The organism is Sphingobium sp. GW821-FHT02B05, assembly GCF_059421905.1.
This window is the reverse complement of record NZ_JBWKVW010000004.1, coordinates 65,769-92,751: the sequence shown is the minus strand read 5'-3', so window position 1 is coordinate 92,751 and position 26,983 is coordinate 65,769. Positions and strand designations below refer to the sequence as shown.

Here is a 26,983-nt window from a genome sequence, read left to right as displayed (position 1 = left end):
GATGCTCTACCCCCGCCGGGGTATGTGGCGGCGATGCCGAATCGGTACATATGGGGGAGGGCGGACTTGCTCTGCCCGCAGACGGCCGGATCATATTGCGACCCATGATCCGGCCGTCGGCACCCTCGCTCCCTTCCGTCGGCTCTTGAATGTCCATGCCTTTCGTTACGGCGCGCTTTCATGCTAAGGCGCGGCCAAATTCGGCCGAGAGTGTCCATGAACGACCTGACCCAGACCCCCGAAATGCTGATTGCGACGATGGGCGCGCGTGCGCGGAACGCCGCCGCCGCGATCGCGCAGGCCAGCGACGCGCAAAAGGCGGATGCGCTGCGCCGCGCCGCGCAGGCGCTGCGGGATCAGGCGCCGGCCATCATCGCCGCCAATGCGCGCGACATGGACAATGCGGTTTCCAACGGCCTGTCGCCGGCCTTGCTCGACCGGCTGAAGCTGAACGCGGATCGCATCGCCGCAACGGCCGACGGCGTGGCCCAGGTCGCCGCGCTTGCCAATCCGCTGGGCAGCGTCGTCGATACGTCGGTGCGGCCCAATGGGCTTAAGCTGAGTCGCGTGCGCGTGCCGCTGGGCGTGATCGGCATCATCTATGAAAGCCGCCCCAATGTGACGGCCGATGCCGCCGCGCTGTGCCTGCGCGCCGGCAATGCGGTGATTTTACGCGGCGGCAGCGAGGCGAAGGAAAGCAACCGCGCCATTCATGCCGCCATCGTCGAAGGCATCGTCGCCGCCGGCCTGCCTGCCGAGGTGGTGCAACTGGTCCCTACCACTGATCGCGCGGCGGTCGGTGCGCTATTGAAAGCCGCGGAATTTGTCGACCTGATCGTACCGCGCGGGGGCAAGAGCCTGGTCGCGCGCGTGCAGGAAGAAGCGCGGGTGCCGGTGCTCGCCCATCTGGACGGCATCAACCACAGCTATGTCGATGGCGCCGCCGATCCTGCCATGGCGCAGGCGCTGGTCGTCAATGCCAAGATGCGCCGCACCGGCGTGTGCGGCGCCACCGAGACGGTGCTGATCGACCGGGCCTTTGGCGATGCCCCCGCACTGGTCGCGGCGCTGCTCGACGCCCAATGCGCAGTGCGCGGCGACGCGGCGGTGCAGGCGATGGACGCCCGCGTCGCGGCGGCCGCGGACGAGGATTGGGATACGGAATATCTGGACGCCATCGTTTCGGTCCGGCTGGTCGATGGACTGGACGATGCGATCGCCCATATCGCCGCCCATGCCAGCCATCATACCGATGCGATCATCACCGAGGACGCAGAGCGGGCCGAACATTTTCTCAACGCCGTCGATAGCGCGATCGTGATGTGGAACGCCTCTACCCAGTTCGCCGATGGCGGCGAATTCGGGCTGGGCGCGGAAATCGGCATTTCGACCGGGCGACTGCATGCGCGTGGGCCGGTGGCGCTGGAAGGGCTGACGACGTACAAATGGATCGTGCGGGGCCGGGGCCAGACGCGGCCCTGACCGGCCTGTCCTATTCGGCCGGACCGTGCGATTATCCGGCCGTTCGTTTGCAGGCCTGACGTTCCGATAGGAATAGGCCCGCGCAACGAAATATCACGATCTGCGGGAAAAGTGCGAAGTTAAGCGTGGGACGGGAAGGTGGACCCTCGCCATCCAGCAGTCAGTGGTGCTGATTGAAATTTCGGGGAACGATCACCGGATCGAACCGCTCCCGCTATTATCCCTTCACCACCGCGTCGATCGCCACCAGCTTTTCCAGCATCGGCCCGACCCAGTCGAGCGGCAGCATGACCGGCCCATCGGACGGCGCATTGTCGGGGTCTTCATGCGCTTCGGCGAAGACCGCCGCCACGCCGGCCGCCACTGCGCTGCGGGCCAGCAGGGGCGCAAACGCGCGCTGGCCGCCCGATGCCGAACCCAGGCCGCCGGGTTGCTGCACCGAATGGGTGGCGTCGAACACCACCGGATAGCCCGTTTCAGCCATCGTCGGGAGCGCTCGCATGTCGCTGACCAAAGTGTTGTAGCCGAAACTCGCGCCCCGTTCGGTGAGCAAAATGCGCTCATTACCGGTGGAAGCGACCTTCTGCGCTACGGCCGCCATGTCCCACGGGGCAAGGAACTGCCCTTTCTTGACGTTGATGACCGCGCCGGTCTGGCCCGCCGCGATCAACAGGTCGGTCTGGCGACATAGGAAGGCGGGGATCTGGAGGATATCGACGGCCTGGGCCGCCGCGACCACCTGCTCCGGGCCGTGGATGTCGGTCAGCACCGGGCAGCCCAGCGTCGCCTTCACATCCGCCAGGATCGCCAGCCCCGCGTCGATGCCAACGCCACGGCGGCCCGATATCGACGTGCGATTGGCCTTGTCGAAGCTGCTCTTGAAGATGAAGGGGACGCCGGCCTTGCCCGCTGCCCTGGCCAGCGCATCGGCCATGAACAGCGCATGGTCGCGGCTTTCGATCTGGCATGGGCCGGAGATAAGGACGAAGGGCAGGTCGTTGCCGAAGCGGATCGGGCCGACGGTGACATGCTTGGGCTGGGGGATGCTGTTGCTCATAAGGGCGCTCATTTGGGCGCTTTGGCGAAGCGGCGCAACAGCTGACCACGCCACAGCCCCTTGCCCGGATGATAGTTCCAGCAGAACCAGCCGAAGGCCAGGCAGGCGATCAGCGACGGCAGCGCCATCGGGTCGCCATTGCCCTTCATATGGCGGTAGAAGATCATGTCGGCGCGCCACCGGTCGCGCTCGCTGCCACCGCCATTGATGCCATACATATTGTCATGTTTTCGACAGCCGACATTGCGGTTGTATTTGCGGTGGTCGATGAAATAGCAGTAGTCGCGTTCGGGCATGTTCATGCCGCGATTAGGGCGATGCTGTTGGAAAAGTTCAAGCGTAAAGTCTTCTACCTCGGCGGTTTCGATCCTCGCGGCGTGCGTTTCTACCACCAGCTCTATCGTGAGCAGGCGGCGCGCCACGCCGCGCTGACGGGGGAGCCGCTGGTCGTTGGCGGGCGCCAAAGCGGCGAGGCCGGGTCGATCGTGTCGGCGCGCTGGACCGTGGACAACCCGCAGGTCGGGGTCGAAACCGACTATGAATATTGCCGTTGGGAAGATCTGATCGGGAAGGTGTGGATTCGCAATCCACTGAGCCTCGCCCTGCGATCCGCCCGCGCCTATGCCGGCCATCTCCGCCAGATGGATTTCCTGCGCATGCGCCGCCTGCGCAAGGGGCCGGTGATCACCATCCTCTATCCGCCGGTGCTGGCGATATGGATCCCGCTGCTGCTGGCGCTGGTGCCGGCGTTGCTCCTGTCGCTGCTGCTGCCTTTCTGGGCGGGCGCGATCATCGGCATAGCGATCAGCGCTTTTCTGTCCGGCCGGATCCTCGCCAAGCTGGTCGTCCCCTGGCTGCTGCGGTTCATGACCTATCATGGCGCACTGGCGGCACAGGGACCGGGCGACGCGCTGGACGAACGGCTCGACCAGTTCGCCGCGCGGATCGCGCAGGATCTCGATGGCGATTGGGACGAGGTGCAGTTCGTCACCCACAGCGCCGGGACGATCCTGGGCATGCGGGTCATGCGCCGGCTGATCGCACTGCGCGGGGGACGGTTGCCGGATCATTTCGTGATGGTCGGCATGGGGCAGGTGGTGCCGGTCATCGCCCTGCGGCGCGACGCGGCCTGGTATCATGACGATCTGCGCGCGCTGGCCGATACGCATTTCCGCTATGTCGACATCAGCTCCCCGCCCGATGGCGCGGCCTATTACAACGTCAATCCGCTTCGACTTGTCGCGGATCAATATGCCGCGCGGGTCGATATGCTATCGCCCCGCTTCCACCTCTTCTACGAGCCCGACAATTATCATGGCGGCTGGTCCAATAAATATGAGGCGCATTTCGATTATCTGCGCGTGGGCGACCGCCTGTCCCCGCTCGATTTCATCAGCCTGACCGCAGGCCGCAGCCCCGTGGACGACGCCGTCGCCGCCTTCAGGACGATCCCGTGACCGATCTTTTTACGCCGCCTTATCCCCAGCCGCCAAAGACCAAGCGCGGCCTGCTCAAGCGCTTCCTCAGCGGGTGGCACAGCTGGATTCATGTGCTCTTCGACAAGAGCTATACGATGAAGATGGGCGAAATCCGCCTGCCCAGTCGTACCATGTACATCGCCAACGAACTGAGCCTGGTCGACCAGATATTGAAGGGCGGCACCGCCTATCCCAAGCATAGCGAACTGGTGCGCAACCTCGACCCGTTGATCGGCAATTCGGTCTTTTCCGCCAATGGGGCAGATTGGGAAAGCCAGCGGGCGATGGTGAATCCGGCCTTCGCCCATACTGCGCTCGGCCGCTCCATGCCGCTGATGGTGGCGGCGGCGGACGATCTGCTGGCGCGACTGGATGCGGCGGATCGGACGAGGCCCGTCGATATCGACCCGATGATGACCCATGTCGCGGCCGACATCATCTTTCGCACATTGTTCAGCCAGACGCTGGATGAGCAGCGGTCGAACATCATCCATACCGCCTTCGGCAAATTCCAGCGGCTGGCCCACAGCGCGTCGATGTTGCGCCTTTATGGTATTCCGGCGGGTTGGTTCGAGAAGCGGTCGAAGACGCCGGCCCGCGCCATCCATGATGTGTTCCGCCCGATCGTGGAGGCCCGTTATGAGGGTTTTCATGCGCGCGGAGAGACGCAGCAGCGCGATATTCTCCAGTCGCTGATCGAGGTGAAGCATCCAGAAACCGGTGTGCATTTCACCTGTGATCAGGTGATGGAGCAGGTATCGACGATCTTTCTGGCGGGGCATGAGACGTCTGCCAGCACAATGACCTGGGCGCTCTACATGCTGGCCGAATGTGCCCATATTCAGGATCGTGTCCGCGCCGAAGTGGCGGGCCTTGCGGGCGGCGACGCGCTGACCGGTGCGATGCTCAAGGAGATGGGGCAGGTCCGCAATATCTTCAAGGAAACGCTGCGCCTCTATCCCCCGGTCTCCTTCCTGCCGCGCGAAGTCACCTGCCCGATGCCGATGCGCGACAAGCAGCTGGAGGCTGGCGCGATGCTGGTGGTCGCGCCCTGGCTGACGCAGCGGAACAAGGATAATTGGGCCTGTCCGCACAGCTTCGACCCCGACCGGTTCGACGATCCGGCCAATGCCGACATGGCCAAGCAGGCCTGGTTCCCGTTCGGCCGTGGGCCGCGCGTGTGCGTCGGCGCGGGCTTTGCGCAGCAGGAAGTGATGACGGTGATCGCCTCGGTCGTCCGCCGCTATCGGCTGACGGTACCGGCGGGGTTCAAGCCCGAACCGATCAGCCGCCTGACCATTCGCCCGCGAACGGGCATGCCCTTGATGTTCGAGCGGGCTTAGCGCGGGGTGTCATTGGGTGCGGGCAGCGTGACCTGTACTTGGGTCGGGACTGGCGCGGCCATGACGGCGATCCCGCTGATGAGGCCCAGCACGCCCCATACCCAGCGTTTCGCGCGCAAATCCGTCACGCCGCGCGCCAGGCAATAGAGGCCGGCCAAAACGATGATGATGGCGGTCATGCAGGTTCCTTCTCGTCTTCCGGCGCGACATCGACCATCACCGACAGGCTTTGCCCTGCGCCGCCGACGAACAGGCCGTCCATCGGTGCGACATCGGCATAGTCGCGACCCATGGCGACGAACAGATGATCGTCGCCGGTGATGACGCCATTGGTCGGATCGAAGCCGATCCAGCCGCGCGTCGGCCCGCACCACAGCATGATCCAGGCGTGCATGGCATCCGCACCGACGAGACGCGGCATGCCGGGCGGCGGCAGGGTGCGCAGATAGCCGCTGACATAGGCGGCGGGCAAGCCGGCAAGGCGCAGCGCCACCACCATGACATGGGCGAAATCCTGACACACGCCATGACGCGCGGCGAAGGCGTCGGCGACCGGCGTGGCGGCGGTGGTGGCGCCGGGCTGATAGGCGAACTCCGCCTTGATGCGCCGCGCCAGATCGAGTGCGGCCGCAACGACCGGCCGGTCCGGCGCCAGCGTGTCGCCCACCCATTCGCCGATGGCCGTGAGCAGCGGTGCGCGGGGCGAGGCGAAGAGATAATGGGCAGGGGCGGATGGCCCCATGTCGCGATCGCGCAGCGCCGCCTGCGCGACAACAGCGAGGGTCGGGTCGCCGGCATCGGGCATGATCGGCGCGCCATGCTGTACGCCCGCGCGAAAGCGGCTTTCGATGGTGAGTTGGCGGATCGGGCTTTCGATCACCAGCCGGGCGACATGGACCGGCCAGGCTGCGGGGCGCGATTCAATGATGGAGGGAGCGGGATCGACGCGGAGCACATAGTCGGACGTCCACTGCCCCATCCACGGCGCCGGGCGCAGCCGCAGGTTGAAGCGGGCCAGTCGCATCGGGCTGGCATAGCGCAGGATCGTGCGGTGGCGGACATGGTAGATCATGACAATATATCGGCATCCTGCGTCTTGTGCAGTTGCAGGAAGTAGCGCTGGCCGATCGCTTCGGACAGGCGCAGCAGGCGGTTTTCGACATCGGCGATGTCGGCCATGGTGAGCGTGTCGCCCGTCAGCGGGGCCAGCCGGGCGGCCAGTGCATCGGCCAGACGCCGGGGTTCTTCCGGCATGCCGTCGGCGCGCAGGGTTGGGAGCGCGGCGACATGGTCGGCCAGCCGCAACGCCTGCCAGGCGATGGCGCGCGGATTATGCGGCTCCAACGCAACCAGATCGCGCACCGGCGGCAGGGCCGGGCCGGTGAGATACCGTGTGCGATAGCTGATCTGGCTGTCCATCAGGTCGAGCAACAGCATCAGGTCGTCGGCTGACGCATGATCCCCGCCGAACAGTCCGATCAGGCGGCAACCATTGATCGCCCGTTCCATGCGGCGACCCATATCGTGAAAACGCCAACCCTCGGTCCGGCCCATATTTTCCGCTGCGAGGCCCGACAGGGCCGACATCCGCTCGATCATGCGAGAGGAGGCGTCGAGCAGGGTTTCCGTGACGGCGGGGTCGAATCCGGGCAGGGGCAGGCGAACGAGACGCCACAGGTCGCTGGACAAGCGGTCGCGCAGCCCTTCGCCGATATTGCCGACCGTCGCCATCAACGCGCGGACGCTGCCCGATTGGCGCGCATCGCCCAGCGCCGTGGCGCACAGCTGGCCGACCGCGCCACCCCGGCCGGGCACGGCGCCCCATAGCGCCAGCTGATCGACCAGCCGCGCCATAGTGGGGGACGCGAGCGACGGGCCAAGGTCGGCCTCGATCGATCCGCCGACGATGGCGCGGATCAGGCGCAACGTCATTTCCGTCCGCTCGATATAGCGACCGAACCAAAAGAGGTTGTCCGCCGCCTTGGCCGGCAGCATGCCGCCGATCCGGCGGATGGCGGGGGCGCCGCCCAAGAGACTGTCGGGCGGCACCGGGCTACTGTCGACCACGCACAGGTCGGCCGACATGTCGCCCTGTCCCATCAGCGCGGCGCGAATGTCGCCATGGCCTGCCAGCCGCGCAAAACCGCCGGGCATGACTCGCCAGCGCCCGTTCGCATCGCGCGCCACGAAGATGCGCAGGGTGAAGGGCAGGGGGGTGAGCTGTCCGTCGATGATCGCGGGGGTCGTGGACAGTTTCACCACTTCCTGCCCGACATAGTCCATCGGCCGGCGTGCCATGGCGTCGAACAGGGCAGCACGCTGATCCCGACCGAGCGCCGAGCCGGGGGTGAAGGGCGCGTCGGCCATGAAGGCGGAGCCTACGACCAGATCGTCGATCCGTGCCCGCACATGATCGCACTCGCGGGGCTGGCCGCACCACCAGGTTGCGATATTCGGCAGGATCAGGTCGGTGCCCAGCATCGCCTGAGCCAGTTGCGGCAGGAATGCGGCGAAGGCGCGGGATTCGATCACACCGGCGCCCGGCCAGTTGCTGACCATCAGGCCGCCGCGCGCGCAGGCATCGTAGAGGTCGGGCACGCCGATGCGCGACTGCCCGTCGAACGCCAGCGGATCGAGGAAGCGACTGTCCATCCAGCGCCACAGGCCGTCGATGCGCTTCAACCCCTGAATGGTGCGGACGAACAGGCGTCCGTCCGACACGATCAGGTCGTCGCCCTCTACCAGCAGCAGCCCCAAATAACGGGCGAGATGCGCCTGTTCGGCGTAGCTCTGGTTAAAGCGGCCGGGTGTCAGCAGGCCGATGCGCGGATCGGCGCGGGCGCAGTCGGCGGCCAGGCCCCGGCGCAATTCGTCGAAGAAGGGCGCAAGCCGGCGCGTGTTCATCGCGCCCAGCAGGTCGCCGGTCGCGCGCGACAGGGCGAGCCGGTTTTCGAGCGCATAGCCGACGCCCACGGGCGTGCGCACCCGATCGGCCAGCACCCGCCACTCGCCGGTCGGACCCCGGCCGATATCGGCAGCGTAGAAATGAAGATGATGGCCGCGCGGGGGGGGCGTGCCGGTCATCACGCGCCAATAATGGGGACTGCCGGTGATTATGCTGGCTGGCAGCTTGCCGTCGCGCACCAGGGATTGCGTGGAATAGACGTCGCTGACGACGCGCTCCAGCAGGTCAGCGCGCTGGATCAGCCCACGTTCGATATGCGCCCATTCCGCCGCCTCGACCAGCAGCGGTACCGGGCCGAGCGGCCAGGACCGCTCTTCCTCATCGCCGGCGTGGCGGAAGGCCATGCCCAGGTCGATGGCTTGCCGCGCGACATGGTCGGCCAATATGGCGGGATCGCCTTGCGCCTGCGTGGAGAGCCGGTCGAACATGGCGCGCCAGCGCGCCGCCATCGTCGGCGTGGCCCCGGCGAACAGATCGCCCGCAGGGGCCTGCGCCAGATAGGCGTCGGCCCAGGCATCACCGCTGCGCGGCGGGGCTAGGGCATCGGCAGCCATCACAATCCGTGATGCTGGAAACGCAGGTCGAGCGTCATCGGGAATTCGGCGGCCGGTTCGGCGGTGGGCATATCGACCTGGCCGGGCGTGTGGCCATAATCCTGGAACCGCGCCTTGCGCCGCGCTTCGGCCTCATAGCCATTGACGGGCAGCGTATCATAATTACGCCCACCCGGATGCGCGACATGATAGACGCAGCCGCCCAGTGAGCGACCGCTCCAGCTGTCCAGAACGTCGAAGGTCAGCGGCGCATTGACCGGCAGATTAGGATGCAGGCAGTTGGCCGGTGCCCACGCCTTGTAGCGGACGCCGCCCACGCCCTCGCCCGGCACGCCGGTTGCGGTCATCGGCACCTGCCGGCCGTTGCAGGCGATGATGTGGCGCCCGGCAACCAGACCGGTGGCGCGCACCTGCAAGCGTTCGGTGGACGAATCGACATAACGCACCGTGCCGCCGATCGCCCCGGTTTCCCCCAGCACGTTCCAGGGTTCGAGCGCATGGGTGATTTCAAGGCCCACGCCGCCCGCATCGACCGTGCCGTGGATCGGGAAGCGGAACTGGCGCTGCGCCTCGAACCAGTTGGGGTCGAAATCATAGCCGGCACCTTTTAGGTCGCCCAGAACCTCCAGAAAATCGGCCCAGACGAAATGGGGCAGCATGAAACGGTCGTGCAGCGTCGTGCCCCAGCGTACCAGATTGCCCTGTTGCGGCTGGCGCCAGAACCATGCTGCCAGTGCCCTGATCAGCAATTGCTGGGCCAGGCTCATGCGTGCTTCGGGCGGCATTTCGAAACCGCGAAATTCCAGCAGGCCCAGGCGCCCGGTCGGTCTGTCGGGCGAGAACATCTTGTCGATGCAGATTTCGGTGCGGTGGGTGTTGCCGGTCACATCGACCAGCAGGTTGCGGAACAGCCGGTCGACCAGCCATGGCGGCGGCGCGGCACCATCGTCCGCGAACGGGTTGGGGACTTGCGCCAGCGCGATTTCCAGCTCGTAGAGGCCGTCGTGCCGGGCCTCGTCGATGCGCGGGGCCTGGCTCGTCGGGCCGATGCAAAGCCCTGAGAAGAGGTAGGATAGCGACGGGTGCCGTTGCCAGTAGAGGACGAAGCTCTTCAGCAGATCGGGGCGCCGGATGAACGGGGAATCGTTCAGTGTTGCGCCGCCCAGCACGATATGATTGCCGCCGCCGGTGCCGACCGATCGGCCGTCGACCATGAATTTGTCGGCCGTCAGCTGACATTCGCGGGCGAGCGCATAGAGGCGTTCGGTGATGGCCACCGTCTCGTCCCAGCTGGCGGCGGGCTGGACGTTCACTTCGATGACGCCGGGGTCCGGCGTGGCCTTGAGCACGTCGATCCGCGGGTCCGGCGGCGGGGCATAGCCTTCGATCCGCACGGGGATGCGCAGCGCTTCGGCGGCGGCTTCGACCTCTGCGATCAGTTCCAGATAATCTTCCAGCGCCTGTACCGGCGGCAGGAAGACGGACAGATAATGGCCGCGCGGCTCGACGGTGACGGCGGTACGGACAGCACCCTCGATAAAGACCTGTTCCACCCGGTCCTGCGCGGCGACGCCGCCATCTGGCCCGGCGACACGCTGCGACTGCTGGGCGCGCACTTCCTCCACGCTGGCCTGCTGCGTTACCTGTGCCCGGAAATCCGCAAGCGGCTCGCGTGGTTCGCTGGTGTCGCGGGGATGGATATAGGGAAAGTCGGACGGCGGCACATAGGGCAGCGATCCGAGCGGGAGGCGATAGCCCAGCGCCGAATCGCCGGGGACGGCGAACAGCTTGCCGCGCCGCAACTGCCAGATTTCGCTTTGCCACCGCGGCGTCTTGGCCTGCGTCTGCCAGCGCTGCACGGGCAGGACATAGCCGACCGGCTGGTCAAGACCGCGCTCGAACGTCTTGACCATGCGGGCGCGCGCTTCGGGGTCGCTGATCTTGGGATCTTCGGGACTGGCGTTGAGCGGCAGGTCGGCTTCCTTGACGGCCCAGACCGCCGGGTCTTCATAGACCGGATGGGTATAGTCCGCCGAAAAGCCCATATTGTTGGCCATATGCGCCAGAAAGGCCTGCGCATCCGCCGCCGTCACCGTCGCCGCGCCTTCGGGGGCGTCGTCCGGCGCGATCAGGCTCTCGTCGCGCCACAACGGCACGCCATCCTTGCGCCAATAGACCGCATAGGCCCATCGCGGCAGGCTTTCGCCCGGATACCATTTTCCCTGCCCATGATGCAGCAGGCCGCCGGGCGCGAATTCGGCACGCAGCTTGCGGATCAACCGGTCGGCATAGGCGGCCTTGGTCGGGCCGACCGCATCGCCGTTCCATTCGCCCGCGTCGCCGCCATCTTCCGCCACGAAGGTCGGTTCGCCGCCGGTGGTCAGGCGCACATCCTGTGCGGCAAGGTCTGCGTCCACCTGCGCGCCCAGTGCCATCACCGCGTCCCAGCGGGTGTCGGTGAAGGGCTTGGTGATCCGTACCGCCTCGGCGATGCGGCTGACGCTCATTTCGAAATTGAAATCAACCTCGGCCGGTTCGGCCATGCCGCTGATGGGGGCTGCGGAGCGATAATGGGGCGTGGCGCAGAGCGGGATATGGCCTTCGCCCGCGAACATGCCGCTGGTCGCGTCCAGTGCGACCCATCCGGCGCCTGGCACATAGGCCTCCGCCCAGGCATGGAGATCGACCACATCCTGGGTAACGCCCTTTGGCCCTTCGATCGGTTCGACATCGGCGACCAGCTGGATCGAATAGCCCGACACGAAACGCGCGGCAAAGCCGAGGCGGCGTAGCAATTGCACCAGCAGCCAGGCTGAATCGCGGCAGGAGCCGGTGCCGATGTCCAGCGTTTCTTCCGGCGCCTGAACGCCTGCCTCCATGCGGATGACATAGCCGACCTGCTGCTGCAGTCGGCGGTTTACCTCGACCAGGAAATCGACCGTCCGGCTTTGATGGCCATCATATTGGGCGACCATCGCCTCGAACTTCGGCCCTTGATCCTCGATGTCGAAATAGGCGGCAAGGTCGGTCTTCAGCTGATCGTCATAGGCGAAGGGATAATTCTCCGCATAAGGTTCCACGAAGAAGTCGAACGGGTTGATGATGTCGAGGTCGGCAAGCAGGTCGACCTCGATCGAAAAATGATCGACGGGATCGGGAAAGACGATCCGCGCCAGCCAGTTGCCATGGGGATCTTGCTGCCAATTGAGGAAGTGGTTCGCCGGTTCGATCTTCAGCGCATAGTTTGGCACCTTCGTCCGGCTATGCGGTGCAGGGCGTAATCGGACCACCTGCGGACCAAGCCGGATCGGGCGGTTGTAACGATAGGCGGTGAGGTGGTGCAGGGCGGCCTTGAGCATGGCGCGATCAAACGCCAGCCCTTGTTGCAATGCAACAGGCAATCGTTCCGAAGGGGGAGTTATCTGCCGGGCCACTGGCCCGGCGGGGTGATGGTGCGGTCAAGAAGACTCGAACTTCCACGGCCTTTCGGCCACAACGACCTCAACGTTGCGCGTCTACCAATTCCGCCATGACCGCACATCAAACAGGAAACCGGCGGGGCCGGTGCCTTGGTAGGAGGCGGCCCTTAGCAAAGGCTTTTGGGTCATGCAACAAGTGATCGTGCTTCGCGTTGTGATTGATTGGAGAAGCTGAAGCCAGCCCGGCGCAGCGACGCCGGCGGTAAGGGAGAAGCCACATGCTCTCGGCACATTTCTGGATGGGTACCGGCGTAACGCTGGGCGTGGCAGCGGTCATGGGCCTTGGCCTTGGCAGCTATGTGACCAGCCCGCAGGCACCGGCGCGTGCTGCCAGTGCTACGATCGATACCGCGATCGATGGTGGCGCTATGGAGGAAGCGCGCTTCACGTCCGACGAGGGGCCGGGCACCATCCATTGTACCGGATGCGGGCCGACGCTGACCGAGCGACGCTGGAAGGCGGACATGGCGGGGCTGGATGCGGCGGACCCGATCGACACTGGCTATGATGTGCCGTCGGACGATTATGCGATGGAGACAGTCGTGGAACCGCCTGCGCCGGTTCACCCGTTGCCACCGAAGATTACGCGATTCGCGTCGGGCGATACGCCGCCCCCTGCCGTGGCGATGACGCGCGAAAGGCAGGACGCCGCTTTGCCGCCACCGGTTTTGGTACCAGCGGCGGCGGAGAGCATCCTGCCCCAATAATTATTCGGCTGCGACCGTTTCCGCCGCTGCGTCGCTCAGCGGATGGGCAAGGCGACCCAGCATTTCCTTCGGACAGACCTGCCAGATATACCGACGCCAGCGGTCCCAATCGTCCAGGATGGTGTTGGACCATTTGCTGTCTGTGGCCACCGCATGTTCGGCGATCAGCGCCTTGACCTGCGTTTCCCAATAGGCGCTGTCCAGCCGCTGCCACACGATGCCTTCCGGGTTGGCCTGCGTCGGGAAGCTGCCATCCTCGTCCAGGATGAAGGCCATGCCGCCGGTCATGCCTGCACCGAAATTGGCGCCGGTCTTGCCCAGGATCACCGCCGTGCCGCCGGTCATATATTCGCAGCCGTTCGCGCCGCAGCCTTCGACCACCACCTGCGCGCCCGAATTGCGCACCGCGAAGCGCTCACCGGCCTGACCTGCCGCGAACAGCTTGCCGCTGGTCGCGCCGTAGAGGACGGTGTTGCCCAGGATGGTGTTGTCCTTCGACGAGAGCGGGCTGGAGACGGTCGTGCGCACCTTGATGATGCCGCCCGACAGGCCCTTGCCGACATAGTCGTTGGCGTCGCCGAAGACCTCAAGGGTGATGCCCTTGCAAAGGAACGCCCCCAGCGACTGGCCGGCGGAACCGCGCAGGCGCACGGTGAGGTGGCCGTCGGCCAGCGTCGACATGCCGAACCGGTCGGTCACCGCGGATGACAGGCGAGTGCCGACCGCCCTGTGCGTGTTGCGCACCGTGTAGGTCAGCTGCATCTTCTCGCCACGCTCGAACACGGCCTTGGCATCGCGCATCATCTGCGCGTCCAGGCTGTCGGGCACTTCGTTGCGCCATGCGGTCAGGCTGAAGCGGCGCTGATCGTCGGGCGCATCCACCTTGGCCAGGATCGGGTTCAGGTCGAGATCGTCCAGATGCTCGGCGCCGCGATTGACCTGCTTGAGCAGTTCGGTCCGCCCGATCACCTCATCCAGGCTGCGGAAGCCAAGGCGGGCGAGGACTTCGCGCACTTCCTCGGCGATGAAGGTCATCAGGTTGATGACCTTTTCCGGCGTGCCGGTGAACTTGGCTCGCAGCTTCTCATCCTGCACGCACACGCCCACCGGGCAGGTGTTGCTGTGGCACTGACGCACCATGATGCAGCCCATGGCGACCAGCGACAATGTGCCGATGCCATATTCTTCCGCGCCCAGAATTGCGGCGATCACGATGTCGCGTCCGGTCTTGAGGCCGCCGTCGGTGCGCAGCTTGACGCGATGGCGCAGGCCATTGAGGGTCAGCACCTGATTGGCTTCGGACAGGCCCATTTCCCATGGCGTGCCGGCATGTTTGATCGAGGTCTGGGGCGACGCGCCGGTGCCGCCGACATGGCCGGCGATCAGGATGACGTCTGCGTGAGCTTTGGCCACGCCTGCCGCCACCGTGCCGATGCCGGCCTGGCTGACCAGCTTCACGCACACGCGGGCACGCGGGTTGATCATCTTGCAGTCGTAGATGAGCTGCGCCAGATCCTCGATCGAATAGATGTCATGATGCGGCGGCGGCGAGATGAGCGTCACGCCCGGCGTCGAATGGCGCAGCTTGGCGATGAATTCGGTCACCTTGAAGCCGGGCAGCTGCCCGCCTTCGCCGGGCTTGGCGCCCTGCGCGACCTTGATCTCTATTTCTTCGGCCGACGCCAGATATTCGGCATGGACACCAAAGCGACCCGACGCGATCTGCTTGATAACGCTGTTGGCGTTGTCACCATTTTCATAGGGTTTGAAGCGGTTCGCGTCCTCGCCGCCTTCGCCCGACACGGCCTTGGCGCCGATGCGGTTCATGGCGATCGCCAGCGTCTCATGCGCTTCGGGGCTGAGCGCGCCAAGCGACATGCCTGGCGTCACGAAGCGCTTGCGGATTTCGGTGGTGGCTTCCACCTCGTCGATCGGCACGGCTTCGCGGGCGAAGTTGAACTCCATCAGGTCGCGCAGATAGACTGGCGGCAAATCGCGCACGCCGCGCGAAAATTGCAGATAGGTCGAATAGCTGTCGGTCGCGACGGCGGTCTGCAACAGGTGCATGAGTTGCGCGGAATAGGCATGGCTCTCGCCACCCTGGCGCTGGCGATAGAAACCGCCGATCGGCAGGCGCACGGCCGCCGCGTCGAATGCCTTCTCATGGCGCAGCATCGCGCTGTAATGGAGCGAGGCATAGCCCTCGCCAGAAATCTTGGCCGGCATGCCGGGGAAGAGATCATTGACCAGCGCGCGTGACAGGCCGACGGCTTCGAAATTATAGCCGCCGCGATAGGAGCTGACGACCGCGATGCCCATTTTGGACATGATCTTCAGCAGGCCTTCGTTGATGGCCGTGCGATAACGTTCGATGCAGGCGTCCAGCGACAGGTCGCCGAACAGGCCGCGGCTGTGGCGGTCTGCGATGCTGGCTTCGGCCAGATAGGCGTTCACCGTGGTTGCGCCGACGCCGATCAGCACTGCGAAATAATGGGTGTCGAGCGCTTCGGAGGAGCGGACGTTGATCGAGGCATAGCTGCGCAGCCCCTTGCGGACGAGATGCGTATGCACCGCCGCCGCCGCCAGCACGCCGGCGATGGCCGCGCGATCGGCGCTGACGCCTTCGTCGGTCAGGAAGATTTCGGTGCGGCCTTCACGCACAGCCTGCTCGGCTTCCTCGCGGATGCGGGCGATGGCGGCGCGCAATTGCTCCTGCCCACCCGAAGCCGGGAAGGTGCAGTCGATTTCCGCCACGGCCGGGCCGAAATAGGCCTTGAGCCGAGACCATTCGCCGCTCGTCACCACCGGCGATTCCAGCACCAGCACATGGCTGTTCTGCGCGCCTTCCTCCAGGATGTTGTGGAGGTTGGAGAAGCGCGTCTTCAGGCTCATGACGTGCCGTTCGCGCAACGGATCGATCGGCGGGTTGGTGACCTGGCTGAAATTCTGGCGGAAGAAATGGCTGATCGTGCGCGGCTTGTCGGAAATGACGGCGAGCGGCGTGTCGTCGCCCATCGACCCGATCGCTTCCTTCGCATCTTCGACCATGGGGCTGAGGATCAGCTCCATATCTTCCAGCGTCAGGTTGGCCGCTACCTGGCGGCGGGTCAGTTCCGCCTTGTCCCAGGTCGGCAGGGCACTTGGCGCCTCGGCCAGATCATCGACGGTCAAAAAGTCCTTGATGAGGTCGCCATAGGGACGCTCACCGGCGATCTGGTCCTTGATGGCGCGGTCGTCATAGATTTCGCCTTCCTGAAGATCGACGGCGATCATCTGGCCCGGACCCATGCGGCCCTTCTTGACGATGGTGGTTTCGGGCACGACGACCATGCCGGTTTCGGAGCCGACGATCAGCAGATTGTCGCCGGTCAGCGTGTAACGCAGCGGCCGCAGCGCGTTGCGATCGACGCCGGCCACGACCCAGCGGCCATCGGTCATCGCCAGTGCGGCGGGGCCGTCCCACGGTTCCATCACGGAAGCGAGATATTCGTACATGTCCGCATGCGGCTTGGGCAGATCGGCGCTGTCGGCCTGCCATGCTTCGGGCACAAGCATCAGCTTGGCGGTGGGCGCGTCGCGGCCTGAGCGGCAGATCGCTTCGAACACGGCGTCGAGCGCGGCGGTGTCCGACGCGCCGGCCGGGATCACCGGCTTGATATCCTCCGACTGCTCGCCAAAGGCGAGGGAAGCCATCTTGATCTCGTGGCTCTTCATCCAGTTCTTGTTGCCGCGGATCGTGTTGATCTCACCATTATGGGCGAGGGTGCGGAACGGCTGGGCCAGCCACCATTGCGGGAAGGTGTTGGTCGAATAGCGCTGGTGGAAGATGGCGACGCGGCTTTCGAACCGTTCGTCCTGCAAGTCTGGGAAGAAGACCGACAGCGATTCCGCCAGGAACAGGCCCTTGTAGATGATCGACCGGCAGGACAGCGAACAGATGTAGAAATCCTGAATCTGCGCGGCGATGACCTTCTTCTCGATCCGGCGACGGATGAGGTAGAGATCCTTTTCGAACTCGGCCTGATCGCGTTCTTCCGGCATCGGGCCGGCGATCATGATCTGCTCGATTTCGGGACGGGTCGCCTGCGCCTTCTGGCCGATGACGGAAACGTCCACCGGCACCTGACGCCAGCCATATATGGTGTAGCCCGCCTCGATGATTTCGCTCTCGACGATGGTGCGGCACGCTTCCTGCGCGCCTAGGTCCGTGCGCGGCAGGAAGATCATGCCGACGGCCAGGCGATTGGGCAGCGGCTTGTGGCCGGAATCGGCGATGGCGTCATCGAAGAAGCGCACCGGCAGATCGACATGGATGCCAGCGCCGTCGCCCGTCTTGCCATCAGCATCGACCGCGCCACGATGCCACACGGCTTTGAGAGCATCGATCGCGCTGGCGACCACGCGGCGGCTGGGCCGGCCGTCCGTCGCAGCGACCAGGCCAACGCCGCAGGCATCGCCTTCCAGATCGGGATGATACATGCCCTCGGCAGCGATGCGTGCGCGCTCTTGCGGGCTGGCCATGAAATTGGTGTCGGTCATGAGGACTTACCCTTGCATGTGGCCGTCCGTTTTTCGGGCACGGCCGCTGTCATTCCATATGGTGCCGGCATGACCGGCGCGATTGTCAGTTGGCTTTTTTCGTGTCCGTGCCGAGCAATGCGGTGAGACGGTCGCGTTCGGCCTTTGTCAGGTCGTTATAGGTCCGCGGCTTGGGCAGCTTGGCGAGTTCGGCGGCGGATGATTTCATGATCTCCGGCATGGCCTGCATCATTTCGGGCATGACCTTTTGCAGTCTGCCAATATAATGCGGGTCGGTGGCCAGCTCCATGAAGCCGGCGCCGAATTTGGCCCCGACCGGCGTTTTAAGAAACGCGCTGATCTGATCCAGTTCAGCCGCAGTGTAACGATAGGCGAAGGCCTCTGCCATGCCGTCACGCATGTCCGGTTCATAGCGTCCCATGAAACGCCCCATAGCCGGCATCATGCTGTTGACGATCACGTCCATTCGCTTGCGGAAATTGGGGTCGATGATCGCCATCATCTCCTCGATGGTGCCCTCGCCCAAACTGTCCGCCCGCTCAGGATCGATCCCTCCGACTTTCAGGAACTCGCGGATCGGCATCTTGGTCATGCCGTCCATCATCGGTCCCATCATCTTCTGCATCATCGGCCCCATCATCTTTTCCATGGTACCGTCGGGCAGGATGATGGAGGCGATCGGCTGAGCCTTGGCCAGCAACGCGGGATCGACCGGCTGGACGGTAGCCGCCGGGGCCTGCGCGTGGGCGGCGACCGGCGCCGCCAGCAGGAACAGGGACAGGATGGCGGCGCGCATCACGCCGCGACCCTTTCGCCCGCCGCTGCCTTGGCCTTCGCCTTCAAATAGCGGTGCATATGGTCAGTGACGTCGCGGCCGTCGCGGATCGCCCAGACGACCAAGGATGCGCCGCGTACGATGTCGCCAGCGGCAAATACGCCGTCCATGCTGGTCATCATCGTCTTGTGATCGACGCGCAACGTGCCCCAGCGGGTGACCGACAGCTCTTCGCTGCCGAACAGGCGGGGCAGGTCTTCAGGATCGTAGCCCAACGCCTTGATGACCAGATCGGCCTCCAGCGTATGTTCGCTGCCCGGATCGGCTTCGGGCGCGCGACGGCCGGAGGCGTCGGGTTGGCCCAGACGCATCTTCGTCACCTTGACGCCGGTCACATGCTCTGTGCCTTCAAAGGCAATCGGTGCGGTGAGCCAGACGAACTCGACGCCCTCTTCCTCGGCATTGGCGACTTCGCGCTGCGATCCGGGCATATTCTCCCGGTCGCGGCGGTACAGGCACTTCACCGATTTGGCCCCCTGGCGGATGGCAGTGCGGACGCAGTCCATCGCCGTGTCGCCGCCACCGATGACGACGACATTCTTGCCCGTCGCCAGCAGCGTGCCATCCTGATGTTGCGGCACCGCATCGCCGAAACCGGCCTTGTTGGAGGCGGTCAGATAGTCGAGCGCCTTCACCACGCCGGCGGCGCCGACGCCCGGCGCCTTGATGTCGCGCGGTTTATAGACGCCGGTGGCGATCAGGATTGCGTCATGCTTCTGGCGCAATTGCTCCAGCGTAGCGTCGCGGCCGATCTCGAACCCTTCGTGGAAGACGATGCCGCCATCCTTCAGGCGCTGGATGCGGCGCATGACCACGTCCTTTTCCAGCTTGAAGCCGGGGATGCCATAGGTCAGCAGGCCGCCGGCGCGGTCATGCCGGTCATAGACATGCACGTCATAGCCTGCCACGCGCAGATATTCGGCGGTGGTAAGGCCCGCAGGCCCCGCGCCGATCACGCCGATCGACTGGCCGCGCGGCTGACCGGGAACGAGCGCTTCGACCCAGCCTTCCTTCCAGGCGGTATCGGTGATGTATTTTTCGACGCTGCCGATGGTCACCGCGCCATGACCGGAAAATTCGATGACGCAATTGCCTTCGCACAGGCGATCCTGCGGGCAGATGCGACCGCAGATTTCCGGCATGGTACTGGTCAGGTTCGACAGTTCATAGGCTTCGCGCAGACGCCCTTCGGCGGTCAGGCGCAGCCAGTCCGGGATATGATTGTGGAGCGGGCAATGGGTCGAGCAATAAGGCACGCCGCATTGCGAGCAGCGCGACGCCTGTTCCTCGGCCTTGTCCAGGATGAACGACTTGCTGATTTCCAGAAAGTCGTCGGCACGATCATCCGCCGCGCGTTTTTCCGGGTAGGATTGCACCTTGCCCACGAATTTCAGCATCGGATTGTCGGCCATACCCTAGTCCCTACTATGTTGCTGAAGTGCGCATAGCAGGAAAACCGACGGAGTCACGTGGATTTTGGCATTTAAGACAGTATAGCTTACCTGTTATTCAGGCAATTTTGCCATTTTTGAGAATAAATCGCAAATACTGGCGTTAATTTTATACCGATCCGGACCTATCTGGCGGCGAGCCAGATGAGAGCAGCCGCGCCGGCGATGATTCGGTACCAGGCAAAGGGGGCGAATCCATGTTTCGACACCAGCCCGACGAACCATTTGATGACCAGCAATGCGACGATGAAGGACACGATGAAGCCCAGCGCAATGCTGTCCCATCCCACCGAAGCGCTGGTGATCTGATCGCCCTTTTTGAGCAGTTCGAGCGTAGTGGCGCCTAACATGGTGGGGATGGCCAGGAAGAAACTGAACTCGGCGGCCGTGCGCCGTTCGACGCCCAGCGTCAGCGCGCCCATGATCGTCGCACCCGAACGGCTGACGCCGGGTATCATCGCGATACATTGGATCAGGCCGATGCCGATCACGCGGACGACCGGAATGTCGGCGATGCCGTGGAAGCGATGGTCCTTCACTGCCCGTTCGATCAGCAATATGGCGATGCCGCCCGCGATCAGGGCCCAGGCGACGACCTTGGGCGCGCCAAGCAGCATTTCGACATAGTCGTGAACGGCCAGGCCGATAAGGGCGGCAGGGATGAAGGCGATGATGAGGTTGCGCAGGAACCGCCAGCTGACCGGTTCACGCCGCAGCAGGCCCATGCCCACCGCCCAGAAGGTGCGCCAGTAGAGCACGACCACCGCCAGGATCGCACCGAGCTGGATAATGACGTTGAACATCGCCCAGGCGGATGAATCATAGCCCAGCAATTCGCTCGCCAGGATCAGGTGGCCGGTGGAGGAAACGGGCAGGAATTCGGTCAACCCCTCGACAATACCCAGCAGGATGACGGTTAGATAATGGAGGTCCATGGCAAAGCCCTATGTGCTTGGCATAAAAAATCCTCCCCGGTTGCGGGGAGGAGCCTTGTTGGCGAGGCTATCTAAACGATCGCCCCGCCGCCTTCTCTGCGTTCAGGCGCTGACCCGGCCGGCGAAGCGGCCATGGCGGCGATAGCGCACCATCCACTTGCCAGCGACGGCGGCCAGCGGCGTGGCGTCGATACCCAGCGCGGCCAGCCCTTCGCTATCCGGAGCGGCGACATTGTCGCGGCCCAGCATGGCGAGCTGGTCGCGGGTGATCGGCCCGCCGGGCAGCAGCGCCAGCAGCGACGCGAAGCCATTGGGAACGTCCACCAGAGCCTTGTCGCGCCCGATCGCCTTGGCGATCCAGGCGTTGATTTCCTTCATGCTCATCACCTGCGGACCGGCGACCTCGAACGTCTTGCCACCGAAGACGCCAGGCTGATCGGCTGCGTTGGCGATCGCGTGCGCGACGTCCGCGACATAGACGGGCTGAAATTTCGTGGCGCCGCCGATCACCGGGACGACCGGCGCGGAGCCGATGATCTGGGCGAAGCGGTTGAGGAACTGGTCCTCTGCGCCGAAGACGATAGAGGGACGGATGATGGTCGCGGTCGGGAAGGCGGCCTTGACCGCTTCTTCGCCCGCAGCCTTCGATCGGCCATAGGCACTGGGGCTGCCAGCATCCGCGCCGATGGCGGAGATATGGACCAGCGCAGTGACGCCCGCTGCCGCTGCGGCCTGCGCGACATTGGCCGCGCCCTCCCTATGGAAGGCGTCGAAATCACCCGACAGGATGCCGACCAGGTTGATGACGATGTCGCTGCCATGGATGGCGCGATCGACCGTCGCGCGCTTGCGGATGTCGGCCGCGACGAACTGGGACTGGCCCAGATTGCCCAGCGCCTTTATCTTGACCGCGCTAGCCAGGTCGCGCTGCGCAATCCGCACGCGCGCGCCGCGCGCCATCAGCGCCTGCGCGACCTGCCGGCCCAGAAAGCCGCCGCCGCCGAAGATCGTTACCAGACTGTCCTTCATCACGCGCGTCCCATGTCCATGTTTAGGGGAATGACTCTGCCATTCCCCTTGCAACAGCCACCGCGCGCTGACAACTGACTTTAGCCAAGCCAGCCCTGCAAATCGGCCAGCATCCACAGGCCCAGGCCCAGGAACAGCAGCGCCGCGCCGATCTGCAAGGCGCGCATCGGCACCTTCTTGGCCAGTGCTTCGCCGAACAGGACGGCAGGGACATTGGCGACCATCATGCCCAGGGTCGTGCCCATGGTGACGGCCATAAGATTGTCGAATCGGGCGCCTAGCGCCACGGTGGCGACCTGCGTCTTGTCGCCCATCTCGACCAGGAAGAAGGCGACCAGCGTGGTAACGAACACGCCGGCCCTGGACGGGGCCTTGAGTGGCGCGTCCTCGTCGATCTTGTCGGGCACCAGCGTCCAGGCGGCCATGGCGATGAAGGAGGCGGCGACGGCATAGCGGAACCAGTTTTGGGTCAGCACGCCGGCGATCGAATGGCCGACCAGCGCGGCGAGGAAATGATTGGCCACCGTGGCCGCGAAGATACCCAGGATGATCGGCACCGGCTTTCTGAAGCGGGTGGCGAGCAGCATGCCGAGCAACTGCGTCTTGTCGCCCATTTCGGCGAGCGCAACCAGCGCGGCGGAGGTAAGGAAAGCTTCCATCGTCATGTTTCCGGGCCGGGCGTAGCTTAAGCAGACACAATGCCATCGTCGCTTTCCGCCCGGCCGGACAGGAAAGCGTCGATGCCATTGGTCTCGCCCGATGCGGATATGATCCGCTTCCCATACGCCATGGCCTCTCGACCAAATATGTTGACGCATGGCCCGCTCGCTTGACGCGGAACGGCTGGCTACTCCCCAGATGACGCGCTAACCCCTACTGAAAGCGGGCGGAGAAGGCAAGCTATGGCGCAGCCAAACAAGACGGTCGAAACCGATGCAGCGGTCGAGGATTTCCTTGCGCAGGTCGATCCACCCGAACGGCAGGCGGATGGGCGCAGGGTCGCGGCCCTGATGGCGCGCCTTTCGGGTGAACCGGCGCATTTATGGGGGCCGAGCATCATCGGCTTTGGCCGCTACCATTATCGCTATGATAGCGGGCGGGAAGGCGACATGTGCCGGATCGGCTTTTCGCCGCGCAAGGCGGAGCTGGTTTTCTACCTTGCGGGACTGGACGAAGCGGATTTTGCGCCGCTCGGCAAGCATCGGCGCGGTAAAGGCTGTCTCTACATAAAGCGCCTGACGCAGATCGACATGGCGGTGCTGGAGCGGCTGATCGTCAAGAGTCTCGACCATATGGACAGGAAATATCCTCGATGACGCCATGGCCGCTCTGTCTCGCCCTGGTGCTTGCCGCGCCCGCGGCGCATGCGCAGATAGAGGATAGCGGCATCGCTTCTCTCTCAGCCGATCTGGCTGCCGGCCGCACGAGCAGCGAGAAGGCGGTGCGCGCCTATCTGAAGCGGATCGCCGCTCTGGATCGCAAGGGGCCAAGGCTGAACGCCATCATCGCCCTCAACCCACAGGCGGTGGTGCAGGCGCGGGCGCTGGATGCCGAACGGCGCGCGGGGAGGGTGCGCGGGCTGCTCCATGGCATACCGATCCTGCTCAAGGATAATATCGAGGCGGCGGGGATGCCCACCACTGCCGGGTCGCTGGCGTTGGCCCGCAATGATCCTGGCCGCGATTCGCCGGTAGCCGCCGCGCTGAAGGCGAAGGGGGCGATCATCCTGGGCAAGACGAACCTGAGCGAATGGGCCAATTTCCGGTCCGAACGGTCGATGAGCGGATGGAGTGCGATCGGCGGCCTGACCCGCAACCCCTATGCGCTCGATCGTACGACCTGCGGATCGTCCAGCGGATCGGGCGCGGCGGTGGCGGCCGGCTTCGCGCCCGCCGCGATCGGCAGCGAAACCAACGGCTCGATCATCTGCCCTGCCTCCATGATGGGACTGGTGGGATTTAAGCCTACCATCGGCTTGATTCCCCGGACCCATATCGTGCCGATAAGCCATAGTCAGGATACCGCTGGCCCGATGGCGCGCAGCGTGCGTGACGTCGCGATCCTGCTCTCTGCGCTCATCGCAAGCGATGGCGGGGATCCGGCGACGGCCGACGCCATGGCTCATGCACATGATTATGCTGCGGGGCTTGACCCGGCAAAGGTGCGGGGCATGCGCATTGGCGTGCTGCGTGGTGGCTCGCAGCCCGACCTGCTGGCCCGCTATGACGGGGCGCTGGCAGTGCTGGAAGGATTGGGCGCGACACTGGTGGAGGTGAAGAAGCCAGCCATGGAAGGCATGTCTGCCGCCAGTTACGACGTGCTGCAATATGAATTCAAAGCCGACCTCAATGCCTATCTTGCATCGACGCGCCCCGATCAGGTGGAAAGCCGAACGCTGGCCGCGCTGATGATGTTCGATAACGCCCATAAGGCGGAAGAAATGCCGCTGTTCGGGCAGGACATATTCGCTTTGTCGCAGGCGAAAGCGAGCTTGGACGATCCGGACTATCGCGCGGCGCGAGCAAAGTCGCTGCGGCTTGCAGGGAAGGAGGGGATCGACGCGATGCTGGCGGACAATCGCGTCGATTTGCTGGTGGCGATCAGCTATGGCCCGGCCTGGCCGTCCGACACCGTCTGGGGCGATCAATATGAGGGGCCGGGCGGTTCGACCGGGCCGGCGGCGATCGCGGGCTATCCCCATTTGACCGTGCCTATGGGCCAGCTGCGCGGCTTGCCGGTGGGGCTGAGTTTCATCGGCACGGCCTATGCCGAGCAGAGATTGCTTGATGCCGGCTATGCCTATGAGCAGGCGGCGGGTCTGAAATTGCGGCCCGACTTTCGGCCGACCGTGGACACCGGCCCGGAATTGGAGGGCAAAAGGCAGTTCATGCCGCGAGTTTCCCGGCCGTGAAACATCCCGTTTGCTCCGAAACCTGTGTCAGGGTTCGCCCGCACTTTGCTGCATGCGCCGTTCGGCGAACCATTGTTGCAGCATCTGCGCGGTGCAGCCGGTGAAGCCGTTGCTGCCGATCACCGAGCAGCTGTTGGGCAGGGTCTGACGCTGCACCTGTTCCATGTTCGCGACCTGACTGCCCCAGCCGGGGCCACCCGCGACCGCAGGCTTTTCACGCAGCTTCTTGGGAATGCGATACCGTTCCGATTCGGGCTTGCGCGCACATACGACGATTTCGTCGCCCTTGCTCTGGGGGCAGGGATCGTCGCCATAGACCAGCAGGTTGATGATCCGCTCAGGCGGCGGCTCCGCCTGCGCGGCAGCCGTTGCGGGTAGCATCGGGACCAGCAGCAAGCCAATGAGGGGAAGCAGGACAGGGTGGCGCATCGATAAAATCCTTCACACCCCTGTTGCATAACCAGCGGGCTTGCCCATGGCCCGATGGTATCGGATGGGACGCCGCCGGCGCCCCGGAACCGTTATTTCTGCGGCGGTGTCGGCTGAGCCGCCGCCTTTTCCTCCGCCTTCACACGTGCTTCGATCGCATCGCTGTCGGAATCGATGGTCGACAGGCGCTTGGCTCGTTCGGCCGCGACCAGATCCTTCCAGCTGGCATTGTCCAGCGCCTGCCGCTCGGCCTTGGCCAGGCGCGAAAGCTGCGCGAAACAGCCGGTCGCGCCGCCGCCGCCCACCGGCGAGCAGCTTTCGGTGCCGGACCGGCCCACATATTCCATCGACCGCACGCGCTCGCCCCAGGCCTGGGTACTGGGCTTGTTCGGGTCGCCACGCAGCGGTTCGGGAATACGATAGCGTTCCTCTTCACCCTTGCGGGCGCATACGACGATGTCGTCACCAGCGCTTTGCGGGCAGGCATCTTCGCCATAGACGATGACGATATTGACCTTTTCCGACGCCGGATCGGTCACGGCGGTCGGCGCGGAGGCCGGTTGCGCCAGAGCGGGGACGGACGCGCCCAGCATCAACAATGCTGCGATCATCGGGGTCTTCATCATCAGTCCGTCCTTTTTCAGATGCGCGTGGGCGTCATATTCTTTTTGATAGGGCGATGGCGGCCCGACATCCCAAACGGATGGCGCCCGACAAGACGGGGTAGGCGGGGGCCTGCTCGGCGCCATGGGCGATGGCGGCCTCGCGATGTTCGACCTCTTCCGCCTGAAAATCCGCAATGGCGGCGGAGAGTTCCGAATCTTCTTCGCCCAGAGCATCCAGCTGGTCCGCATAATGTTTGTCGATTTCCGTTTCGACCGCAGCGGTGCAGGCCATGGCGGCCTTTGGACCCATGGCGGCAGTGACCGCACCCAGCGCGAAGCCGGCGACATGCCAGAAGGGCGACAGGATGGTGGGCCGCACGCCGCGCCGCGCGATCATCGCGTCGAAGGCGGCGCGATGCCGCTCCTCCTGCGCTGCCATGCCGGCGATCAGCCGGCCATAGGGATGGCGATCGCCCATCACGGCCAGTTGCCCGCCATAGATCCGCACCGCGCCGAACTCGCCGGCTTGATCGACCCGCACCATGGACGCGCGATCGGCGTCGCTCAGCCGCTTGCCCGGCCGGGGGAAATCCTTGGCAGCACTCATGCCTTCCTCGCTTTCAGCAACAGAGCCAAGATGGCGAGCGCGGCCACGCTGGACAAGAGGCCGTTATAGCCCGCCATCGAAATGCCGAACATCTGCCATGGCGCGACGTCGCAGCGGGTGATGGGGCTGGCCATGATCTGGTTCAATATGTCGGCGCCGCTTCCGCCAGCGGGAGAGGTAGAGCAGGTGGTCAGCCCTTCCCACCAGCCATATTCGACGCCGGCATGGAACAGGCCGATGAGGCCGCTGACGCCGACGGCGATACCGGCCAAGCCCGCGAACAGGCCGCTGACGCAGGCCCGGCCGCGCGCGGCATAGGCGATCAAAGCGAACGGAATGGCGGCGAAATGGGCGTAACGTTGCCACCAGCACATTTCGCAGGGATGCAGCCCGCCCAGATATTGGAAGGCGTAGGCACCGGCCAGCATGACAAGCGGCGCGAGCAGCGCCAGCAGGCGGGCCTTGGCAAGGGAAGGGGACAGGCTGTTCATATCCGCCGCTTAAACGCTCCACATCCTTTCGTCATGCTGAACTTTGTCGCAAAACCGGCCTGGGCGCCCGCCAGCCGGCATCTCCA

General features: G+C 64.8%; 22 protein-coding genes, 1 tRNA gene and 1 riboswitch. Of the genes, 6 read left to right on the top strand and 17 right to left on the bottom strand.

The genetic code is table 11. The features are described 5' to 3' along the window. Positions 1 to 216: 216 nt before the first annotated feature. Positions 217 to 1,482, top strand: a complete 1,266-nt coding sequence (locus AC07UX_RS14600; protein ID WP_495192721.1) for a glutamate-5-semialdehyde dehydrogenase — start codon at positions 217 to 219, stop codon at positions 1,480 to 1,482. Positions 1,483 to 1,699: 217 nt separating this feature from the next. Here the strand turns inward: AC07UX_RS14600 and kdsA are convergent, their stop codons facing one another. Together kdsA and AC07UX_RS14590 are read right to left on the bottom strand one after the other, a co-directional pair. Beyond that, positions 1,700 to 2,539, bottom strand: coding sequence for a 3-deoxy-8-phosphooctulonate synthase (gene kdsA / locus AC07UX_RS14595; protein ID WP_495192720.1), 840 nt, complete (start codon positions 2,537 to 2,539; stop codon positions 1,700 to 1,702). A gap of 8 nt (positions 2,540 to 2,547) precedes the next feature. Continuing rightward, positions 2,548 to 2,841, bottom strand: a complete 294-nt coding sequence (locus AC07UX_RS14590) for a hypothetical protein (RefSeq protein ID WP_150425904.1) — start codon at positions 2,839 to 2,841, stop codon at positions 2,548 to 2,550. 21 nt (positions 2,842 to 2,862) lie between these two features. Between AC07UX_RS14590 and AC07UX_RS14585 the strand changes: the two genes are divergently transcribed. Together AC07UX_RS14585 and AC07UX_RS14580 are read left to right on the top strand one after the other, a co-directional pair. Next, the gene (locus AC07UX_RS14585) at positions 2,863 to 3,996 is read left to right on the top strand and encodes a hypothetical protein (protein WP_495192719.1); all 1,134 of its coding nucleotides are present in this window, start codon (positions 2,863 to 2,865) and stop codon (positions 3,994 to 3,996) included. Continuing rightward, positions 3,993 to 5,360, top strand: a complete 1,368-nt coding sequence (locus tag AC07UX_RS14580) for a cytochrome P450 (protein WP_495192718.1) — start codon at positions 3,993 to 3,995, stop codon at positions 5,358 to 5,360. Before AC07UX_RS14585 ends, AC07UX_RS14580 begins: the two co-directional genes overlap by 4 nt. Here the strand turns inward: AC07UX_RS14580 and AC07UX_RS14575 are convergent. The 5 genes from AC07UX_RS14575 to AC07UX_RS14555 form a co-directional block, all read right to left on the bottom strand. Beyond that, a complete protein-coding gene (locus tag AC07UX_RS14575; protein WP_495192717.1) occupies positions 5,357 to 5,539 on the bottom strand; it encodes a hypothetical protein in 183 nt (60 codons plus the stop codon). The genes AC07UX_RS14580 and AC07UX_RS14575 overlap by 4 nt on opposite strands. Continuing rightward, positions 5,536 to 6,432: a transglutaminase family protein gene (locus AC07UX_RS14570; protein WP_495192716.1), complete on the bottom strand. Its 897-nt coding sequence runs from the start codon at positions 6,430 to 6,432 to the stop codon at positions 5,536 to 5,538. The genes AC07UX_RS14575 and AC07UX_RS14570 overlap by 4 nt, the downstream gene beginning before the upstream one ends. Next, positions 6,429 to 8,879, bottom strand: a complete 2,451-nt coding sequence (locus AC07UX_RS14565; RefSeq protein ID WP_495192715.1) for a circularly permuted type 2 ATP-grasp protein — start codon at positions 8,877 to 8,879, stop codon at positions 6,429 to 6,431. The genes AC07UX_RS14570 and AC07UX_RS14565 overlap by 4 nt, the downstream gene beginning before the upstream one ends. Further along, positions 8,879 to 12,238, bottom strand: a complete 3,360-nt coding sequence (locus AC07UX_RS14560) for a transglutaminase family protein (protein WP_495192714.1) — start codon at positions 12,236 to 12,238, stop codon at positions 8,879 to 8,881. Before AC07UX_RS14560 ends, AC07UX_RS14565 begins: the two co-directional genes overlap by 1 nt. A gap of 91 nt (positions 12,239 to 12,329) precedes the next feature. Continuing rightward, positions 12,330 to 12,416: transfer RNA gene (locus tag AC07UX_RS14555), tRNA-Leu, on the bottom strand. A 160-nt stretch (positions 12,417 to 12,576) separates the two neighbouring features. Here AC07UX_RS14555 and AC07UX_RS14550 point away from each other — a divergent pair. Further along, the gene (locus AC07UX_RS14550; RefSeq protein WP_495192713.1) at positions 12,577 to 13,065 is read left to right on the top strand and encodes a hypothetical protein; all 489 of its coding nucleotides are present in this window, start codon (positions 12,577 to 12,579) and stop codon (positions 13,063 to 13,065) included. Here the strand turns inward: AC07UX_RS14550 and gltB are convergent, their stop codons facing one another. The 6 genes from gltB to AC07UX_RS14520 form a co-directional block, all read right to left on the bottom strand. Further along, positions 13,066 to 17,604 (bottom strand): glutamate synthase large subunit, encoded by a 4,539-nt coding sequence (gene gltB / locus AC07UX_RS14545; protein WP_495192712.1) that lies wholly within the window; start codon positions 17,602 to 17,604, stop codon positions 13,066 to 13,068. Between the two features lie 85 nt (positions 17,605 to 17,689). Beyond that, positions 17,690 to 18,400 (bottom strand): DUF2059 domain-containing protein, encoded by a 711-nt coding sequence (locus AC07UX_RS14540; protein WP_495192863.1) that lies wholly within the window; start codon positions 18,398 to 18,400, stop codon positions 17,690 to 17,692. Next, the gene (locus tag AC07UX_RS14535; RefSeq protein WP_495192711.1) at positions 18,400 to 19,851 is read right to left on the bottom strand and encodes an NAD(P)-dependent oxidoreductase; all 1,452 of its coding nucleotides are present in this window, start codon (positions 19,849 to 19,851) and stop codon (positions 18,400 to 18,402) included. Before AC07UX_RS14535 ends, AC07UX_RS14540 begins: the two co-directional genes overlap by 1 nt. 164 nt (positions 19,852 to 20,015) lie before the next feature. Next, the gene (locus tag AC07UX_RS14530; RefSeq protein ID WP_495192710.1) at positions 20,016 to 20,825 is read right to left on the bottom strand and encodes an undecaprenyl-diphosphate phosphatase; all 810 of its coding nucleotides are present in this window, start codon (positions 20,823 to 20,825) and stop codon (positions 20,016 to 20,018) included. Positions 20,826 to 20,927: 102 nt separating this feature from the next. Further along, positions 20,928 to 21,854, bottom strand: coding sequence for a complex I NDUFA9 subunit family protein (locus tag AC07UX_RS14525; protein ID WP_495192709.1), 927 nt, complete (start codon positions 21,852 to 21,854; stop codon positions 20,928 to 20,930). An 80-nt stretch (positions 21,855 to 21,934) separates the two neighbouring features. Next, complete coding sequence (locus AC07UX_RS14520) at positions 21,935 to 22,513, bottom strand: TMEM165/GDT1 family protein (RefSeq protein WP_495192862.1); 579 nt, start codon at positions 22,511 to 22,513, stop codon at positions 21,935 to 21,937. A 71-nt stretch (positions 22,514 to 22,584) separates the two neighbouring features. After that, a riboswitch (yybP-ykoY riboswitch) is annotated at positions 22,585 to 22,723 on the bottom strand. Between the two features lie 33 nt (positions 22,724 to 22,756). Between AC07UX_RS14520 and AC07UX_RS14515 the strand changes: the two genes are divergently transcribed. Next, positions 22,757 to 23,170, top strand: coding sequence for a DUF1801 domain-containing protein (locus AC07UX_RS14515; RefSeq protein ID WP_495192708.1), 414 nt, complete (start codon positions 22,757 to 22,759; stop codon positions 23,168 to 23,170). Next, on the top strand, positions 23,167 to 24,765 hold the full coding sequence (locus tag AC07UX_RS14510; protein WP_495192707.1) for an amidase: 1,599 nt from the start codon (positions 23,167 to 23,169) through the stop codon (positions 24,763 to 24,765). The genes AC07UX_RS14515 and AC07UX_RS14510 overlap by 4 nt, the downstream gene beginning before the upstream one ends. Before the next feature lie 27 nt (positions 24,766 to 24,792). On the opposite strand, the gene AC07UX_RS14505 is transcribed toward AC07UX_RS14510, so the two are convergent. From AC07UX_RS14505 to AC07UX_RS14490, 4 genes are all read right to left on the bottom strand, one after another. Beyond that, positions 24,793 to 25,194 (bottom strand): hypothetical protein, encoded by a 402-nt coding sequence (locus AC07UX_RS14505; protein ID WP_495192706.1) that lies wholly within the window; start codon positions 25,192 to 25,194, stop codon positions 24,793 to 24,795. A 92-nt stretch (positions 25,195 to 25,286) separates the two neighbouring features. Next, a complete protein-coding gene (locus AC07UX_RS14500) occupies positions 25,287 to 25,820 on the bottom strand; it encodes a hypothetical protein (protein ID WP_495192705.1) in 534 nt (177 codons plus the stop codon). Between the two features lie 31 nt (positions 25,821 to 25,851). Then, positions 25,852 to 26,406 carry a demethoxyubiquinone hydroxylase family protein gene (locus AC07UX_RS14495; protein WP_495192704.1) on the bottom strand — a complete coding sequence of 185 codons (555 nt, stop codon included), beginning with the start codon at positions 26,404 to 26,406 and terminating at the stop codon, positions 25,852 to 25,854. Then, positions 26,403 to 26,897 (bottom strand): disulfide bond formation protein B, encoded by a 495-nt coding sequence (locus tag AC07UX_RS14490; RefSeq protein WP_495192703.1) that lies wholly within the window; start codon positions 26,895 to 26,897, stop codon positions 26,403 to 26,405. Before AC07UX_RS14490 ends, AC07UX_RS14495 begins: the two co-directional genes overlap by 4 nt. Between the last annotated feature and the right edge of the window lie 86 nt (positions 26,898 to 26,983).

Coding starts and splice junctions, on each gene's coding strand:
- AC07UX_RS14530 (WP_495192710.1), bottom strand. CDS start 20,825: ATGGACCTCCATTATCTAACCGTCATCCTGCTGGGTATTGTCGAGGGG.
- AC07UX_RS14525 (WP_495192709.1), bottom strand. CDS start 21,854: ATGAAGGACAGTCTGGTAACGATCTTCGGCGGCGGCGGCTTTCTGGGC.
- AC07UX_RS14510 (WP_495192707.1), top strand. CDS start 23,167: ATGACGCCATGGCCGCTCTGTCTCGCCCTGGTGCTTGCCGCGCCCGCG.
- AC07UX_RS14540 (WP_495192863.1), bottom strand. CDS start 18,400: ATGCGCGCCGCCATCCTGTCCCTGTTCCTGCTGGCGGCGCCGGTCGCC.
- AC07UX_RS14520 (WP_495192862.1), bottom strand. CDS start 22,513: ATGGAAGCTTTCCTTACCTCCGCCGCGCTGGTTGCGCTCGCCGAAATG.
- AC07UX_RS14570 (WP_495192716.1), bottom strand. CDS start 6,432: ATGATCTACCATGTCCGCCACCGCACGATCCTGCGCTATGCCAGCCCG.
- AC07UX_RS14560 (WP_495192714.1), bottom strand. CDS start 12,238: ATGCTCAAGGCCGCCCTGCACCACCTCACCGCCTATCGTTACAACCGC.
- AC07UX_RS14505 (WP_495192706.1), bottom strand. CDS start 25,194: ATGCGCCACCCTGTCCTGCTTCCCCTCATTGGCTTGCTGCTGGTCCCG.
- AC07UX_RS14490 (WP_495192703.1), bottom strand. CDS start 26,897: ATGAACAGCCTGTCCCCTTCCCTTGCCAAGGCCCGCCTGCTGGCGCTG.
- AC07UX_RS14500 (WP_495192705.1), bottom strand. CDS start 25,820: ATGATGAAGACCCCGATGATCGCAGCATTGTTGATGCTGGGCGCGTCC.
- kdsA (WP_495192720.1), bottom strand. CDS start 2,539: ATGAGCAACAGCATCCCCCAGCCCAAGCATGTCACCGTCGGCCCGATC.
- gltB (WP_495192712.1), bottom strand. CDS start 17,604: ATGACCGACACCAATTTCATGGCCAGCCCGCAAGAGCGCGCACGCATC.
- AC07UX_RS14600 (WP_495192721.1), top strand. CDS start 217: ATGAACGACCTGACCCAGACCCCCGAAATGCTGATTGCGACGATGGGC.
- AC07UX_RS14550 (WP_495192713.1), top strand. CDS start 12,577: ATGCTCTCGGCACATTTCTGGATGGGTACCGGCGTAACGCTGGGCGTG.
- AC07UX_RS14515 (WP_495192708.1), top strand. CDS start 22,757: ATGGCGCAGCCAAACAAGACGGTCGAAACCGATGCAGCGGTCGAGGAT.
- AC07UX_RS14575 (WP_495192717.1), bottom strand. CDS start 5,539: ATGACCGCCATCATCATCGTTTTGGCCGGCCTCTATTGCCTGGCGCGC.
- AC07UX_RS14535 (WP_495192711.1), bottom strand. CDS start 19,851: ATGGCCGACAATCCGATGCTGAAATTCGTGGGCAAGGTGCAATCCTAC.
- AC07UX_RS14565 (WP_495192715.1), bottom strand. CDS start 8,879: ATGGCTGCCGATGCCCTAGCCCCGCCGCGCAGCGGTGATGCCTGGGCC.
- AC07UX_RS14495 (WP_495192704.1), bottom strand. CDS start 26,406: ATGAGTGCTGCCAAGGATTTCCCCCGGCCGGGCAAGCGGCTGAGCGAC.
- AC07UX_RS14590 (WP_150425904.1), bottom strand. CDS start 2,841: ATGAACATGCCCGAACGCGACTACTGCTATTTCATCGACCACCGCAAA.